This window comes from Occultella gossypii, assembly GCF_019947135.1.
Taxonomy (GTDB): Bacteria; Actinomycetota; Actinomycetes; order Actinomycetales; family Beutenbergiaceae; genus Occultella; species Occultella gossypii.
The window spans coordinates 157,979-173,786 of record NZ_JAGSHT010000005.1 but is presented as its reverse complement, the minus strand read 5'-3'; the positions used below and the strand labels follow the sequence as shown (position 1 = coordinate 173,786).

Here is a 15,808-nt window from a genome sequence, read left to right as displayed (position 1 = left end):
CGCACCGACCGGGAGGACCACATGGCTCAGTACACGCTTCCTGACCTGCCGTACGACTACGCCGCTCTCGAGCCCCACATCTCGGGCAAGATCATGGAGCTGCACCACGACAAGCACCACGCCGCCTACGTGACCGGCGCGAACGCCGCGCTGGACAAGCTCGCAGAGTCGCGCGAGAAGAATGACTTCGCCGCGGTCAACCTGCACGAGAAGAACCTCGCGTTCCACCTCGGTGGCCACACCAACCACACCGTGTTCTGGAACAACCTCTCCCCCGAGGGCGGCGGGCAGCCCGACGGCGAACTCGCCGAGGCCATCAAGGACCAGTTCGGTTCCTTCGAGGCTTTCCAGGCACAGTTCGGTGCCAACGCCAACGCGATCCAGGGGTCCGGCTGGTCCGTCCTCGCCTGGGACAGCATCGGCCAGCGGCTCGCGATCTTCCAGCTCTTCGACCAGCAGGGCAACATCCCGGTCGGGATCATCCCGCTGCTAATGCTGGACATGTGGGAGCACGCGTTCTACCTGGACTACCTGAACGTCAAGGCGGACTACGTCAAGGCGTTCTGGAACATCGCCAACTGGCAGGACGTGGCGGCCCGCTTCGAGCGCGCCCGCACCCAGACGGCTGGTCTGATCGTCCCCTGACGATCAGCGCAGGCAGGAACGGCGGGCCCACACCGGAGAGATCCGGGGTGGGCCCGCTTCTCTTACTGGTTCGGATCGGTCAACCGCGCACCCGACAGCGCAGGTGAAGCACGCGGTTGCCCTGGATCACCACGTCGGGGTCCTCCAACAGGTGCTGCGCGTGGACCGATCCGAAGTTGCGCTTGCCGGACCCGAACACGACGGGTACGACGTCCATGCGCACCTCGTCGATCAGGCCCGCGGCAAGAACCTGGCCACCGACGTCGCCGGCGGCGACCTCGACCACGCGGTCACCCACAAGCTCCTGCGCCTTCGCCACGGCTGCCTCGACGCCGTCGACGAAGTGGAACGGCGCCTCGGGATCCCAGCCCTCGGGCTTCGGCCGGTGTGTCACGACGACCACGTGGTCGACCCCGCCCGGCGGCGTCCCGTCCCAGCCATCCGTCATGTCGAAGACGTGGCGTCCGACGATTGTCGCCCCGATCTCGTCCCAGTACGGCCGGGTGTAGTCGTAGGACGTTTGCGACACCTTCAACACGCCGGTCTCGTCCAACGGCACGTCACCGCCCGTCAGCCATTCGAACAGGGGTCCGGGATGGTCGTGCTCGTCCGCGACGAAGCCGTCCACCGACACCGAGCCGTACATGACCACCTTGCCCACGGGGCTCTCCTCTGCTTCGAGTGCCCCAAAACTAGCGTGTCGTGAGTAGGCATGCGAAAGGGTCCGTGCCGATCTCGCTACGGACCCTCTCGCGAACGCGGGCTCAGGCGCCGCTCAGTGGGCGTGCTGCCCGCGACTGAACTCCAGGACCTGACCGACGAGGCCGATGATGCCAAGAACCACGCCGATACCGGTCAGCCACCAGCCGGCGGCCGCGCCCAGGAACACCAGGGTCGCGGCGAGGCCGAGCACGAGCGGCCACCAGCTCCACGGGGAGAACACACCGTAGTCGGAGTCGGCGGTGATGTCCGCGTACGGGTCGTCCTCGGGGCGCTCGTCGATCCGCGACCCGACCCGCCACAGATAGACGCCGACCATGCCCCACATGCCGATGATCAGGCCGAGGGCCATCGAACCGATCGGCTCCCAGTGGGACCAGAAGCCGTACAGCAGGAAGACCGGACCGAAGAAGAGCAGGCCGAGGAGGAAGAACCACTTCTCCACCCCGAGCGGGGAACCCTTCTTCGGACCCTTGGGCGTGTGACCCCTGCTCACTTGTCAGTCCCTTCCTGCCGCTGCCGGGCCGCTCGCTCGTCGACCTGGGCCTTGTGGCCGGCCATCTCGGCGTTGCCATAGATCTGATCGAGGATGTCCTTGTCAGGTTCCGCGTGGTCGAGCGCGGCGACCTCCGGGTGGTGCAGGTCGAAGGCGGGACGCTCGGACCGGATCCGGGGCAGGGCCGTGAAGTTGTGCCGCGGCGGTGGGCTGGAGGTGGCCCACTCGAGCGAGGCACCGTAGCCCCACGGGTCATCAACCGTGACCAGCGGCGCGTGCCGCCAGGTCTTGTAGACGTTCCACAGGAACGGCAGCGTGGACAGTGCCAGCAGTACCGAGGAGACGGTGGAGATCTGGTTGAACAGTACGAAGTCGGGCTCTGGCAGATAGTCCGGGACCCGGCGCTGCATCCCGAGCACGCCGAGCCAGTGCTGGATCAGGAAGGTGCCGTGGAAGCCGACGAACAACAGCCAGAAGTGGAGCTTGCCGAGCTTGTCGTCCAGCATCCGGCCCGTGAACTTCGGCCACCAGAAGTAGAACCCGGCGAACATCGCGAACACCACGGTGCCGAACACGACGTAGTGGAAGTGCGCCACCACGAAGTACGTGTCGGTCACGTGGAAGTCGAGCGGTGGACTGGCCAGGATCACGCCGGTGAGGCCGCCGAAGAGGAAGGTGGCGAGGAACCCGATCGACCACAGCATCGGCGACTGGAACGTCAGTTTCCCGCGCCACATGGTGCCGATCCAGTTGAAGAACTTCACACCGGTGGGCACTGCGATCGCCATCGTCATCACGGAGAAGAACGGCAGCAGCACCTGGCCGGTGGAGAACATGTGGTGGGCCCACACGGTCACGGACAGGCCGGCGATCGAGATGGTGGCGAAGATGAGGCCCTTGTAGCCGAAGATCGGCTTGCGGGAGAACACCGGCAGGATCTCCGAGACGATGCCGAAGAACGGCAACGCGATGATGTACACCTCCGGGTGTCCGAAGAACCAGAACAGGTGTTGCCAGAGCATCGCTCCACCGTTCTCGGCGGCGAAGATCTGGGAGCCGAGGATCCGGTCGGCGCCGAGGCCGAACAGCGCCGAGGCGAGGATCGGGAAGGCCATCAGCGCGAGCACCGAGGTGAGCAGGATGTTCCAGGTGAAGATGGGCATCCGGAACATCGTCATGCCCGGTGCGCGCATGCACAGGATCGTGGTGATGAAGTTCACGGACCCGAAGATCGTGCCGAAACCGGTCATCGCCAGGCCCATGACCCAGAGGTCACCGCCGAGTCCGTCGGAATAGGTCGCGTTCGACAACGGCGCATACGCGAACCAGCCGAAGCTCGCCGCACCCTTCGGGGTGAGGAAGCCGGCGCAGGCGACGATCCCGCCGAACAGGAACAGCCAGTAGGCGAACATGTTCAGGCGCGGGAACGCGACGTCCGGGGCACCGATCTGCAGCGGCACCAGGACGTTGCCGAACCCGACGAACAGCGGCGTCGCGAACAGCAGCAGCATGATCGTGCCGTGCATCGTGAACAGCTGGTTGTACTGCTCGGCGCTGCTGACGATCTGCACGCCCGGCTCGAACAGCTCGGCCCGGATCAGCAGCGCGAGCACGCCGCCGATGCAGAAGAAGATGAAGGAGGTGATCAGGTACAGGTACCCGATCGTCTTGTGGTCGGTGGACGTCACCCACTTGATGACGGTCCGGCCGAGCTTCTGCCGCTCCGCGGGGAGGCCCGGCACCGTCTCGACGTGTGCCTGCGGCGTGTCCTCGATGGTGGCCATCAGTGGTCAGCTCCTTCTTCGGCGCCGGTCAGGTTCGCCGGGTTCTGCCGGTCGTACTCCGGCCCCAACTGGCCGGTCTGACCGGCTTCCTCGAGCTCGGCCATGTGCGCGTCGAACTCCGCCTGGGAGACGACGGCCACGTTGAACAGCATGTAGCCGTGGTACTGGCCGCACAGCTCGGCGCACTTGCCGAGCCACTCGCCCTCGACGCCCGGGGTCACCTGGAAGGTGTTCACCTCGCCGGGCAGCATGTCGATCTTGTACAGGAACGCGGGCACCCAGAACGAGTGCGCCACGTCGCGGCTGCGGATCGTGAACTCGACGGTTTGGTCGACGGGCAGGTACAGCGTGGGCAGTTCCTCGGTCACGGCCATGTCGCTGAGGTCAAGCGGCGCCGGCTGCCCGGAGTCCCAGACGTCGGCGTCCTGGTAGTTGAAGTCCCAGGACCACTGCCGTCCGTACACCTCGATGTGGACGTCGGCTTCGGTGGAGGTGTCGGTGATCTCCTCCTGCAGCGTCGCCGTGTAGTAGAAGAGCACGCCGACCATCACGATCGGAACGAAGGTGTAGAGCAGCTCCAGCGGCAGGTGGTAGCGCAGCTGTACGGGCAGTCGGTCGTCGTCCTTGCGCTTGCGGTAGACGATCACGCACCAGATGAGCAGCCCCCACACCAGCACCCCGATGATGAGCGCGGCGATCCAGGAACCGGTCCACAGCGCGACGATGTCGTCGGTGTGTTCGGTCATGCCGGGGACCGTCGGCATCCAACCGCGACCCACCTGCTCGGCGGAGCAACCACCCAGAACTGCGGCGGTAACGAGCCCGACCACGCCGAGCGCCGCAGCGCGGCGTTTCGGGTGTCGAGAAGAGGGCGATGACACGATCTTCAAGCCTTCCGACGTCACAACGATCTGCAAGTTCGGCCGCGTGATCACTAGTTATTTGGACACCTTCAGGGTGTCCGTCACGAAGTTCTCACCAGCCTCGCCCACCTTATCCCCAACGGACCGGTGCGTGCGTCAGGACCCGCTCGGATGGACGCCTCGGGTCGGATCCGAGGGCGTGGCGTCGAGGTGGTCGGTCAGGCGGTGCCGAGCACGTCGATGACGGCGGCGCTGGCCGGAGCCTGCTCGGTCGCCGGTGCCAGCACCAGCACCCGCGAGCCCACCGGCACGTCCAGGGTGGCGTCCACGATCGTGCCCTGACCGGCGAACGCCGAGAACGGGCCCTCCGGGTCGGCGCCGTCCCAGCCCCAGCTGGAGCCGGTCCCGCTGCCGTCCCAGTACGAGAACGCGTACGCGACGGCGACGCTCTGCTGGCTCGCCACGGGCTCACCAGTCCCGGTGGCCAGGACGATCACGGTCAGCTCGGTCGGCTCCGTCGCGCCCCCGGCGATCGTGAACGTGACCGGCTCCCCCAGTGCGCCGTCGATGACGACCGGGGCGTCGGCCGCCTCCGGCGTCGGCGCCGCGTCGGCCTGGCCGGCGTCGCCCGGGTTGTACGTCTCGACCACGTCGATGACGAACACGATGGTGTCCTCGGCGCCGATGCCGGCGTCCGGGTTCCCGCCCTGCGGCCCGTAGCCCAGATCCGGCGGGATGCTGATCAGCAGCCTGGAGCCCACGGCATGGCCGGGGATCCCGTCGGTCCAGCCCTTGACCACCTGGGTGAGGCCGAACATGCTCGGGGCGCCGCGGCTGTAGGAGTCGTCGAACTGGGCGTCGGATCCCCAGACGATGCCGTAGTAGTTCGCGGTCACGACCGCGTTCGGCTCCACCACCGGTCCGTCGCCCTCGGAGAGGACCTCGACCTGCAGCCCCTCCGGCGGAGCGCTGTCCGGGAACGTGAGGTTCGGCGACTCGCCGAACTGCCCCGAGGCCTGCGGCATGCCCTCACTGCCCTCGGTGACCTCGGCGCCGGTGCTCTCCGATGCCGACGGCGTGGGGTCACCACCGTCATCGTCGCCGGAGCCGGCGCAACCGGCCAGGAGCAGGGCGGCCGCCGTGGCACCGGCGATCAGGAGCGGAAGGGGACGACGGCGGGTCAGACTCACGTGGGTGGGCTCGATTCGTAGCTGGTCGGTTCGGGGACAGCAGACGGCTGCGCCCCTCGTCCGCTGCGGACGAGGGGCGCAGCCGTTAGTTACGGGGGCGGCTCAGTGGAACGAGTCGCCGCATGCGCAGGAGCCGCCGGCGTTCGGGTTGTCGATCGTGAAGCCCTGCTTCTCGATCGTGTCCGCGAAGTCGATGGTGGCGCCGGAGAGGTAGGGCACGCTCATCTTGTCGACGATGACCTCGACGCCCTCGAAGTTCCGGACCGCGTCGCCGTCGAGGTAGCGGTCGTCGAAGTACAGCTGGTAGATCAGGCCGGAACAGCCGCCGGGCTGCACGGCCACGCGCAGGCGCAGGTCGTCGCGGTCCTCCTGGGACAGCAGAGACTTCACCTTGGAGGCGGCGAGGTCCGTCAGGGCGACCTCGTGCTCGAGAGTCTCGGTGGTGGTGTCGGTCATCGTCATCTCCGATGTGGTGTGCCCGCCGGACACGGTCGCCGGCATTCTCCTCAGTGGTAACGCACCGATCGGGCGAAGTTGTTCCCGTCCGCTCACGGCGTCCAGACCAGAGTACGTCACCTGCCCCAGGAGCGGGCCACCCGGTCCCCGCGGGTCCGTAGGGCGGACCATGCGTCGGTCCCGCCGGCGTCGCGACCGGCCTCGGATCCGCCCGACGGCGACAGCGGCGTGTCGAGGACGGGGTACGCGGCGCTGATGCCGACCCGGGCGAGCTCGCGCCGGTTCACGTGCACTTCGTGGGCGATCGCCACCACGGGCAGGCCGTACGTCATGGCACGGTTCCCGACGGCGGCCGGTACCCCTTCGTGGAGGGCGTCACCATCCAGGACGGCGGTACCGGTGACGACGAGGTCCGCCTCGGCGACCCGGTCGTCGAGGCCGACCTCGGTCGCCACCACGTCCGAGCCGGCGAGAACCCGCGCCCCGAGCAGGGCCAGGGCGAACGCGAGCCCGCCACCGGCCCCGGAGTACGCCGCCCGGCGGGCCGGCGCAGGCCGCTCCACGTGCCGGTGGCCGGCGTGCTCACGAGCACCGGCGAGCAGGTCGCTCCCGACGCCGGAGCCGCCCGGGCCGGGAGTGGCCGCACCGTCGGCGGCACGGGCCGCGGCCTCCTCGAGGTCGGCGGCGAACGTTGCCACGTCCCGTTCGATCTCCTGGGCGTCGACCGCGTCGATGCCGGGCCGCTCGCTCAGGGAGGCGCCGGCGCCGTGCAGGCCGAGGAGCGGGATGTCGGTGGCGGCGGCGACGATGATCTCGGTGCCGGCCAGGGCGCGGCGCAGCGCGGGCACCCGCGCCCCGAGGGCGGCGCCCGGGGTGGTGGCCGCTCCTCCCACGGGCTCACCAGGCGTCGCGAGCAGACCCGCCAGTCCCGGCGCGGCGCCGGGCGCCGGGCCTGCCCCCGACTCCCCCAGCAGCTCGGTGAGCCGACTCAGGAAGCCCGCTCCGCCGTCGTGCACCGCGACGGCACCGACGCCCAGCACGACGCGGCGCGCACCCGTGCCCAACGCACCCACGAGCAGGTCCGCGGCGGCGGCGCTCGAGCCGCTGCGCGCGAGGGTGAGCGGGTCCGCAGCGGTGCCCACGCCGTCGAGCGCGACGGAGGCCTCGGCGTAGGCGGTACCGCCGCTGCGGCCGGGCACGTGCAGCACGGTCGCGGGCCGGTCCGCGCCCCCGGTCCCGCCGGGCAGGGTGAGGGCGACCATGTTCCCGCCCCGGGCGGCATGCACGGCCTCGACGAGACCGGCCCCGCCGTCGCTCATCGGCACCGCGACCACCTCGTGCCCCCGCTCGGTCCAGCCATGGGCGAGGGCGGCCGAGGCCACCGGGGAACTCAACGGGCCACCGAAATGGTCGGGGGCGATCACGACGCGCACCCGGCCAGTCTCCCAGGTACCGATGCCGCTGGGCGTCGGGCACGGTTGGTGGGATCATCGGGCCTGTGACAACGGCCTCACCGATCCGGTTGGGCATCCTGGTCTTCGACGGCGTGGACGAGTTGGACGTGGTCGGGCCGCACCGGGTGCTCAGCACGTGGAGTGCGCGCAGCGCGCTCCGCCCGGACGTGATCCTGTTCTCCCACGACGGGCTGCCGGTGCGGTCCTCGACCGGCCTGCACCTGGTCCCGGCCGGGGACGTCGACGACGCCGGCACCATGCACGTGCTGATCCACCCCGGCGGGCCGGGCGTGCGGCGCCTCACCCGCGACCGTGAGCACCTCGCCTGGCTGCGACGGACCCGGGCGGGCACGGCCCTCCTGGTCGGCGTCGGCAGCGGGAGCCTGGCGCTGGCCGCCGCGGGTCTGCTGGCGGGCCGGGCTGCGGCCGTGCACCCGGACTGCCGTCGACTGTTGCTCGGGCTCGAACCGAGCGCGCTGCTGGACGTCGGGGTGACCAACCTGGACGACGGCGACCTGCTCACCTGCACGGGTGGCGTGCACGCGATCGACCTGGCCCTCGCCGTCGTCGAGCGCTTCGAGGGGGCACCGATGGCGGCGGCGGTACGCGGCACCCTCACCTACGACCCCGGGCCGTGACGGCGGCGCCCGTGGCACCGGTTCCGCTCGACTAGGCTGGACCTCGTGTTCGGACGCAAGAAGGACGAGGAAGCCCCCATCGTTGAAGAGGTAGAGGCGCCTCCATCCGGTAAGGGACGGCCCACGCCCAAACGAAAGGTCGCTGAGGCCGCCAACAAGCGTCCCCTGGTGCCGACGGACCGTGGCGCCGCACGCCGTGCCGAGCGCGAGAAGATGAACGCCGCGCGCGCCCGGATGAACGAGGCGATGATCACCGGCAAGGAGGAGGACCTCCCCCTCCAGCACCGCGGCCCGGTGCGCCGGTACGTGCGTGACTACGTCGACGCCCGGTTCAGCCTCGGCGAGCTGTTCCTGCCGCTGTCCGGCGCGATCGTGGTGATCCTGCTGATCTCCACGTTCAACGCCAGTTGGGCCGCGATCGGCGTCACCGCGATCCTCGCGCTGTACGCGATCGTCGCCATCGCGCTGGTCGACGCCCTGATCGCCGCGTTCCGGGTGCGCCGCCAGCTCCGCGAGAAGTTCGGCGAGGAGCGCGCCAAGCGGACCCTCATGTACACGGTGATGCGGGCCTTCCAGCTGCGGCGCACGCGCATGCCGAAGCCGCAGATCAAGCGCGGCGAGTACCCCCGCTGAGGCACCCTTAAGATCGTGGGATGCACTTTCGATACCTCGGCAACTCCGGTCTGAAGATCAGCGAGATCACCTACGGCAACTGGCTCACCCACGGTTCCCAGGTGGAGAACGACGCCGCGACGGCGTGCGTGAACGCCGCCCTGGACGCGGGCATCACCACGTTCGACACGGCGGACACCTACGCCAACCTCAAGGCCGAGGAGGTGCTCGGGGACGCCCTCGCCGGGCAGCGCCGGGAGTCCCTCGAGATCTTCACGAAGGTCTACTTCCCGACCGGCCCGAAGGGCCCGAACGACACCGGCCTGTCCCGCAAGCACATCATGGAGTCGATCAACGGCTCCCTGCGCCGGCTGCGCACCGACTACGTGGACCTGTACCAGGCGCACCGCTACGACTACGAGACGCCGCTCGAGGAGACCATGCAGGCGTTCGCCGACGTGGTGCGCTCCGGCAAGGCCCTCTACATCGGCGTCAGCGAGTGGACCGCGGAGCAGCTGCGCGCCGGGCACGCGCTGGCGAAGGACCTCGGCGTCCAGTTGATCTCCTCCCAGCCGCAGTACTCGATGGTGTGGCGGGTGATCGAGGAGAAGGTGGTCCCCACCTCCGCCGAGCTCGGCATCTCCCAGATCGTCTGGTCCCCGGTGGCGCAGGGCATCCTGACCGGCAAGTACCTGCCCGGCTCCCCCGCGCCGGAGGGCTCCCGGGCCGCCGACGACAAGGGCGGCGCGCAGATGATCTCCGGGATGCTCGGCCGCGAGGAACTGCTCCGCCGGGTGCAGGACCTGCGCCCGATCGCCGAGGGCCTGAATCTGACCATGGCCCAGCTCGCGGTGGCCTGGGTGCTGCAGAACGACAACGTCGCCGCGGCGCTGATCGGTGCGTCCCGGCCGGAGCAGGTGGCAGAGAATGTCGCAGCCTCCGGAGTCACCCTTGACCAGGATGTGCTCACCCGGATCGACGACGTCCTCGGCGACACCGTGGTCCGCGACTCCGAGAAGACCTACAGCGTCTCGCCGAAGTCCCGGCTGGTCTGAGCCGCAACCGGCTCGCCGGGAGCCGAACTCCCCGTCGACGGCGTCACCTGGCTCAGGCGGCGCCGTCGCGCCGGGTAGGGCAGCGGTGCGCCCCGCCCGACCAGCCCGGCGCCCCAGCAGATCATCTCCTTGTACCGGGCGGCGAACCGTCCGGTCAGGGCGAGGGGCCGGGCCCGGTCGTCGGAGGTGACCATCTGGATCAGGCCGTCGCGCCGACCCAGGCTGATGCACTGCTGCACGTAGGACAGCGGGATCCGCAGTGCGCCGGCCCCGGTCAGCTCGGCCACGATCGAGTCCGCGGCCCGCCACGCCATCGGGATGCCGGACGCGCAGGACATCCGCAGCAGGTTGCCCTTGGGTCCGCGGGCCTGCCCGGCGTCGCCGACGGCGTACACGTCCGGGTGGGAGACCGAGCGCATCGCGTCGTCCACCACGATCCGCCCGCGGTCGGTGACGGTCAGTGCCGACGCGGCAGCGATCGGGTGGGTGGTGAACCCGCCGGTCCAGACGGTGATGTCGGCGCCGATCGTGGCGGCGTCGGTGGTCAGCACGCCGGCCTCGCCGACGCTGGCCACGTCGGCGCCCTCGTGCACGGTGATGCCGAGCCGGTCGACGACCCGGTGCAGGTGCCGCCGGCCCGCGGGCGAGAGCCAGTAGCCGAGTTCGCCGCGCGTGGTCAGCGCCACCTGCAGGTCCGGCCGGGACTCGGCGATCTCGGTGACGGCCTCGATCCCGGTCAGCCCGCCCCCGACCACCACCACGCGGCCACCTGGTCCGAGCGCGGCGAGGCGCTCGCGCAGCCGCAGCGCGCCCGGCCGGCTCGCGATCTCGTGGGCGTGCTCGGACGCGCCGGGCACACCGCCGTCGTTCTGGGTGCTGCCGAGCGCGTACACGAGCGTGTCGTAGGTGAGCGAGTGCTCGCCGTCGGCCTCGGTGAACGAGACCGTCCTGGCCTCGACGTCCACGGATTCCACCCGGCCCACGCGCACCCGCACGCCGGTGCCGGCGTACGCCGCGCGCAGCGGGAGCGGCCGCAGGTCCGCACCCGTCGCCAACTGGTGCATCCGGACCCGCTCGACGAAGTCGCTCTCACCGTTGACCAGGGTGATCTCGACGTCGTCGGCGTGCAGGCGGCGGGCCAGGCGTCCGGTCACGGAGGCACCGGCGTAACCGGCGCCGAGGATCACGATGCGGTGCTTCATGGGTCACTCAGCTCCTTCGAGGGTTGTCCCTCCTGAACCGGGCGTGTCCGTGATCCCTGACACGTGCCGCTGTGATGTGGCTCACAGACCGAAGTCGATGGGCTCCCCGTGCTCGATCTGCGCCCACCGCCGGGCCGCCCGGCCGAGCTTGTCCGGGTTCACTTGGCTCAGCACCGCGTCGACGCCGTCGTCGGTCAGCTCGAGAACCATCACCCCCACCACCCGGCCGTCCACCACCACCATGGCCGCAGGGCTGCCGTTGACCACTGCGGCGTAGAACTCGGGCTTGCCGCCGAAGATCGCGAACTTCGCGTCCGTCCCTCGGAACAGCCCGCGCAGGAACTTCGCCACCGTAGCGGCACCGGAGAAGGCCTTGCGCCGCGCCGGGATCCGCCCGCCGCCGTCGCCCGCGCCCAGCACGTCTGCCGTGAGCAGCCGCACGAGCGGCTCGGTGCGGCCACTGGCAGCGGCGGTCAGGAACTCCTCGACCACCTCCCGCGCGGCGACCCGGTCGACGGCAGTGCGGGGCTTGGGGGTGTCCAGGTGCGCCTTGGCACGGTGCAGCACCTGTTGGCTGGACGCCTCGGAGATGTCGAGGATCTCGCCGATCTCGGCGTGCGGGTAGCCGAACGCCTCGCGGAGCACGTACACGGCACGCTCGTTCGGGGTGAGCCGCTCGAGCAGGGTGAGCATCGCCGTCGAGACCGATTCGCGCTGCTCCGCGGTCTCGGCCGGGCCGAGCATCGGGTCCCCGTCGAGGACCGGCTCCGGGAGCCACTCCCCCACGTACACCTCGCGTCGGGCCCGGGCGGACGTCAGCATCGTCAGGCACAGGTTCGTGAGCACACGGGTCAGCCAGGCCCGCGGTACCCGGATCCCGGAGCGGTCGGCGCCCTGCCAGCGCAGGAACGTCTCCTGGACGGCGTCCTCGGCCTCGGTGGCCGATCCCAGCATCCGGTACGCGATCGCCTCCAGGCGGCCCCGGAAGTCCTCGAACAGGTCAACTTCTTCCGCGCGCAGCGGTTCTGCGGTCATGGTTCGAGACTACGACGGCGGAGCTTGCGTCGACGAGTGCGTGTCTCCGGTCGGGCGGTGTGTTCAGCCCTGGCCGAGCGCCCGGTTGATCGTCCCCGGCCAGGTGGCGCCGCCGTAGATGAACGCCGTATAGGCCTGGAGGGCGTTGGCCCCCGCGGTCAGGTAGGCACGGGCGTCCGCCGGCGTGGAGATGCCGCCGACGCCGATGATCACCTGGTCCTCGGCGAGCCGGGCCCGCACCCGGGCCACCACCTCGATGCCGCGCTCGCGCACCGGCGGGCCGGACATGCCGCCGGCGCCGAGGTCGTGCTGGATCGTGGTGTTCACCGCGACCACGCCGGCCAGGCCGATCTCCCGGGCCAGGTCCGCGACCGCGTCGACGTCGGCGTCGGCAAGATCCGGCGCGATCTTGACCAGGACGGGCAGCTCACGCGCCGCGGCGGCCCGGGCCGTCTCCAGCACGGCGACCAGGATCGGCCGGAGCGCCTCGGTCTGCTGCAGGTCCCGCAGGCCCGGGGTGTTCGGGGAGGACACGTTGACGACGATGTAGTCCACGTACGGGGCCAGCGCGCGCGCGGACGTGCGGTAGTCCTCCACCGCGGCGGCCGGCGGGGTGATCTTGGACTTGCCGATGTTCGCCCCGAGCACGAGCCGGCGCCCGTGCGGGGTCCTGCGAAGCTTGCGCAGCCGGGTCGCGGCGGCCGCGGCCCCGGAGTTGTTGAAGCCCATCCGGTTCACCAGCGCCTTCCGCTCCGGGATCCGGAACAGGCGCGGCCGGTCGTTGCCCGGCTGGGCGTGGGCGGTGACGGTACCGATCTCCACGAACCCGAACCCGACGGCGTCCAGCCCGGCCGCCATCGTCGCATCCTTGTCGAAACCGGCGGCAAGCCCGAGCAGCCCGGTGGTCGGCCGGCCGAACAGCTCCGGCGCTCCGGCCTCCGGCGCACGCCCGAGCGTGACCCGGACCGCGTCCCGGAGCACCGGGGTACGTCCGAGGATCCGGAACAGCGTCGCGGCCCCGTGGTGCGCCCGTTCCGGGTCGACCTTGGTGAGCAGATTGTCGAAGACGAAGCGATACGGGCTCGGCACGCCCTCACCCTACCGAGCCCGCGCCACCTTCAGTCCCGTCACCCCCTGGCCCCCTCACCCCGGCCCACCCCGTCGAGCGCGCGGAAGCCCACGGTCCCGGAAGGCTTCCAACGTGGGAACCGCGCGCTCGGCACCGAAGGGCGGGCTTGGGGGTGGTGGATGGTCCGTGGGGCAGGAAGGCCGAGGCAGTACCCGTCAGCCGGCGGCGATCCGCGCCGGGCTGGACCGCCACATCCAGAACAGCCCGAGGATCGGCAGCACCAGCGGCACGTAGCCGTAACCCTGGCCGAAGTTCGACCAGACGGTGTCCCGCGGGAAGTACTCGGGGTGCAGCACGCTCAGGGTTCCGACGGTCAGCACCCCGACCAGCTCGAACGAGACGGTGATCCAGCCGACCCGGCGCATCCGGCGGCCGTTGTGCGCCAGCGCCACGGTCGCCAGCACATACACGACGGCGGACAGCGCGGACAGCGAGTACGCGAACATCGCCTCGGAGGAGTCCCGGATCAGTTGCACGGTCGCCCGGGCCGTCGCGGCGAGCGCGAAGATCCCGTAGACGAAGATGAGGACCCGGCCGGCCCCGTACGCCGGGCGCCGGGTGTCCTCCACGTCCTCAGGGGCCGTCACGACATCATCCATACCTGGTTCACCCGTATCTGCATCACGATCAGGACCGCCGCGGCCACGGCCAGCACCACCGAACTCCACCGGCTGCGCTCGGCGAACGCCACCACCGCGGCGACCGGCATCATCACCAGCGCCGTGATCAGGTAGCCCCAGAAGGTGACCGGGTCGCCGAGTTCGTGTCCGCCGCCGAGGCTGACCCCGGCCACGATCATCTGCGCGATCAGCGCGACCTCGATCACGCCGGCCCCGATGAGCTGGTTGAACGTCACCGACGTGTTGCGCAGGGCAAGCACCAGGGCCCAGCCCGCCAGCACCAGGCAGCAACCCACGATGAACCATGACACAACAGGCACATCGTGCAGGGTAATGCCCGCCCGGTCACCGATCCGCATCCGCGCCGTTTCGCCCACGGGCGGCGGGACCTCCTACGATGGGCGGGTGACCGAACTAGCGCTGAGTTCCTCCGACCCTGCCCGCCTGGCCACCGACGCCCTCGTGATCGGGATCACCCCCGACGGCACGGGTGCGCGCCTGCTCGGCGCCGACGCCCTGCCCGGCCCGGTCCGCGCCGCCCTGGAGAGCGCGATCGGTGTCCTCGGCCTGAAGGGCACCGTCGACGAGGTGACGAAGATCCCGGCCGGCGACGGCGTCAAGGCGTCACTGCTGGTCCTGACCGGTCTCGGGGCGGTCGCCTCGGGCAAGAAGTCCGAGGGCGCCCCCACCCTCGAGAACCTGCGCCGCGCCGCGGGCGCGGCCACCCGCCAGCTCGCGGGCACGACCGCCGTGGCCCTGGTACTGCCGGCCGACGACGCGGCCCAGACCTCCGCCGTCGCCGAGGGCGCCCTGCTCGGCGCCTACACGTTCGGCGACTACCGCGGGACCCGTGCGGGCGCCGTCGCCCCCGTGGCGACCATCACCCTGGTGACACCGACGGCCCGCACCCGCGCCGCGAAGGACGCCGTTGTGCGCGCCCGGGTGCTTGCCGCCGCGGTGCACGGCACCCGGAACCTGGTCAATGCGGCCCCGAACGACCTGTACCCGCAGACGTTCGCCGACCATGCACGCGCCTCCGTCAAGGGCACCAAGGTGAAGATCACCGTGCTCGATGACGCCGCGCTGCGCGAGGGTGGCTATGGCGGGCTGATCGGCGTCGGGCAGGGCTCCGTCCGGCCGCCGAGACTGGTCAAGCTCACGTACGCCCCGGCACGGGTGAAGAAGCACTACGCGCTCGTCGGCAAGGGCATCACGTTCGACTCCGGCGGCCTGTCCATCAAGCCCGCGAAGTCCATGGAGACGATGAAGTCGGACATGGCCGGTGCCGCCGCCGTGCTGAACACGGTCCTCGCCGCCGCCGAGCTCGGCCTGCCGATCAAGGTCACCGGGTGGCTCGCACTGGCGGAGAACATGCCGTCGGGCACGGCGCAGCGACCCTCCGACGTGATCACCATCCGCGGCGGCAAGACCGTCGAGGTCCTGAACACCGACGCCGAGGGCCGTCTGGTCCTCGCCGACGCCATCGTGGCGGCCGGCGAGGAGAAGCCGGACGCGATCATCGACATCGCGACCCTGACCGGCGCTCAGATGATCGCCCTCGGCAACCAGGTCAGCGCCGTGATGGGCTCGGACGACGTCCGCGGCGCGGTCATCGGTGCCGCCGAACGGTCCGGCGAGCAGTTCTGGCCGATGCCGCTGCCGGAGGAGCTGCGCGCGTCCATGAAGACGCCGATGGCGGACCTCGCGAACATGGGCGAGCGCTACGGCGGCATGCTCGTGGCGGGGCTGTTCCTCCAGGAGTTCGCCGGGAGCACGCCGTGGGCGCACCTGGACATCGCGGGCCCGTCGTTCAACGAGGGCGGTCCGCGACACTACGTGCCCAAGGGCGGCACCGGCGTCGGCGTGCGAACCTTGCTGAGCCTCCTCGAGGACGCGGCCGGGGCCTGAG

17 protein-coding genes are annotated in these 15,808 nt (G+C 70.5%); 5 read left to right on the top strand and 12 right to left on the bottom strand.

Annotated features, from left to right (window positions below; all coding sequences use genetic code 11):
• The first annotated feature begins 21 nt into the window (after positions 1-21).
• On the top strand, positions 22-645 hold the full coding sequence (locus KCQ71_RS05605; RefSeq protein WP_223403718.1) for a superoxide dismutase: 624 nt from the start codon (positions 22-24) through the stop codon (positions 643-645).
• 79 nt (positions 646-724) lie between these two features.
• On the opposite strand, the gene KCQ71_RS05600 is transcribed toward KCQ71_RS05605, so the two are convergent.
• The 7 genes from KCQ71_RS05600 to KCQ71_RS05570 all read right to left on the bottom strand — a co-directional run bounded on the left by KCQ71_RS05600 (position 725) and on the right by KCQ71_RS05570 (position 7,587).
• Positions 725-1,306, bottom strand: a complete 582-nt coding sequence (locus tag KCQ71_RS05600) for a dihydrofolate reductase family protein (protein ID WP_223403716.1) — start codon at positions 1,304-1,306, stop codon at positions 725-727.
• A gap of 114 nt (positions 1,307-1,420) precedes the next feature.
• Positions 1,421-1,861, bottom strand: a complete 441-nt coding sequence (locus tag KCQ71_RS05595) for a cytochrome c oxidase subunit 4 (protein ID WP_223403714.1) — start codon at positions 1,859-1,861, stop codon at positions 1,421-1,423.
• Entirely contained in the window at positions 1,858-3,645 is a 1,788-nt protein-coding gene (gene ctaD / locus KCQ71_RS05590) for an aa3-type cytochrome oxidase subunit I (RefSeq protein WP_223403712.1), read from the bottom strand. Before ctaD ends, KCQ71_RS05595 begins: the two co-directional genes overlap by 4 nt.
• Positions 3,645-4,475: an aa3-type cytochrome oxidase subunit II gene (gene ctaC / locus KCQ71_RS05585; RefSeq protein ID WP_223403710.1), complete on the bottom strand. Its 831-nt coding sequence runs from the start codon at positions 4,473-4,475 to the stop codon at positions 3,645-3,647. The genes ctaD and ctaC overlap by 1 nt, the downstream gene beginning before the upstream one ends.
• Before the next feature lie 251 nt (positions 4,476-4,726).
• The gene (locus KCQ71_RS27540) at positions 4,727-5,698 is read right to left on the bottom strand and encodes an FKBP-type peptidyl-prolyl cis-trans isomerase (protein WP_308116607.1); all 972 of its coding nucleotides are present in this window, start codon (positions 5,696-5,698) and stop codon (positions 4,727-4,729) included.
• A 102-nt stretch (positions 5,699-5,800) separates the two neighbouring features.
• Complete coding sequence (erpA, locus tag KCQ71_RS05575; RefSeq protein ID WP_223403708.1) at positions 5,801-6,154, bottom strand: iron-sulfur cluster insertion protein ErpA; 354 nt, start codon at positions 6,152-6,154, stop codon at positions 5,801-5,803.
• Positions 6,155-6,270: 116 nt separating this feature from the next.
• Positions 6,271-7,587: a glycerate kinase gene (locus tag KCQ71_RS05570; RefSeq protein WP_223403706.1), complete on the bottom strand. Its 1,317-nt coding sequence runs from the start codon at positions 7,585-7,587 to the stop codon at positions 6,271-6,273.
• Positions 7,588-7,652: 65 nt separating this feature from the next.
• Between KCQ71_RS05570 and KCQ71_RS05565 the strand changes: the two genes are divergently transcribed.
• From KCQ71_RS05565 to KCQ71_RS05555, 3 genes are read left to right on the top strand one after another with little or no spacing between them, the layout of a single operon-like run.
• Positions 7,653-8,246 carry a DJ-1/PfpI family protein gene (locus tag KCQ71_RS05565; RefSeq protein ID WP_223403704.1) on the top strand — a complete coding sequence of 198 codons (594 nt, stop codon included), beginning with the start codon at positions 7,653-7,655 and terminating at the stop codon, positions 8,244-8,246.
• A 45-nt stretch (positions 8,247-8,291) separates the two neighbouring features.
• The gene (locus tag KCQ71_RS05560) at positions 8,292-8,879 is read left to right on the top strand and encodes a DUF3043 domain-containing protein (RefSeq protein WP_223403702.1); all 588 of its coding nucleotides are present in this window, start codon (positions 8,292-8,294) and stop codon (positions 8,877-8,879) included.
• 20 nt (positions 8,880-8,899) lie between these two features.
• Complete coding sequence (locus tag KCQ71_RS05555) at positions 8,900-9,913, top strand: aldo/keto reductase family protein (protein ID WP_223403700.1); 1,014 nt, start codon at positions 8,900-8,902, stop codon at positions 9,911-9,913.
• Here the strand turns inward: KCQ71_RS05555 and KCQ71_RS05550 are convergent.
• The 5 genes from KCQ71_RS05550 to KCQ71_RS05530 form a co-directional block, all read right to left on the bottom strand.
• The gene (locus KCQ71_RS05550; protein ID WP_223403698.1) at positions 9,880-11,115 is read right to left on the bottom strand and encodes an NAD(P)/FAD-dependent oxidoreductase; all 1,236 of its coding nucleotides are present in this window, start codon (positions 11,113-11,115) and stop codon (positions 9,880-9,882) included. The genes KCQ71_RS05555 and KCQ71_RS05550 overlap by 34 nt on opposite strands.
• A gap of 81 nt (positions 11,116-11,196) precedes the next feature.
• Complete coding sequence (gene sigJ / locus KCQ71_RS05545; protein WP_223403696.1) at positions 11,197-12,150, bottom strand: RNA polymerase sigma factor SigJ; 954 nt, start codon at positions 12,148-12,150, stop codon at positions 11,197-11,199.
• 63 nt (positions 12,151-12,213) lie between these two features.
• On the bottom strand, positions 12,214-13,239 hold the full coding sequence (locus KCQ71_RS05540; protein ID WP_223403694.1) for a quinone-dependent dihydroorotate dehydrogenase: 1,026 nt from the start codon (positions 13,237-13,239) through the stop codon (positions 12,214-12,216).
• Between the two features lie 195 nt (positions 13,240-13,434).
• Positions 13,435-13,866 carry a hypothetical protein gene (locus tag KCQ71_RS05535; RefSeq protein WP_223403693.1) on the bottom strand — a complete coding sequence of 144 codons (432 nt, stop codon included), beginning with the start codon at positions 13,864-13,866 and terminating at the stop codon, positions 13,435-13,437.
• On the bottom strand, positions 13,863-14,219 hold the full coding sequence (locus KCQ71_RS05530; protein WP_223403691.1) for a hypothetical protein: 357 nt from the start codon (positions 14,217-14,219) through the stop codon (positions 13,863-13,865). The genes KCQ71_RS05535 and KCQ71_RS05530 overlap by 4 nt, the downstream gene beginning before the upstream one ends.
• Positions 14,220-14,304: 85 nt before the next feature.
• Between KCQ71_RS05530 and KCQ71_RS05525 the strand changes: the two genes are divergently transcribed.
• Positions 14,305-15,807, top strand: coding sequence for a leucyl aminopeptidase (locus tag KCQ71_RS05525; protein WP_223403689.1), 1,503 nt, complete (start codon positions 14,305-14,307; stop codon positions 15,805-15,807).
• Position 15,808: the final 1 nt, after the last annotated feature.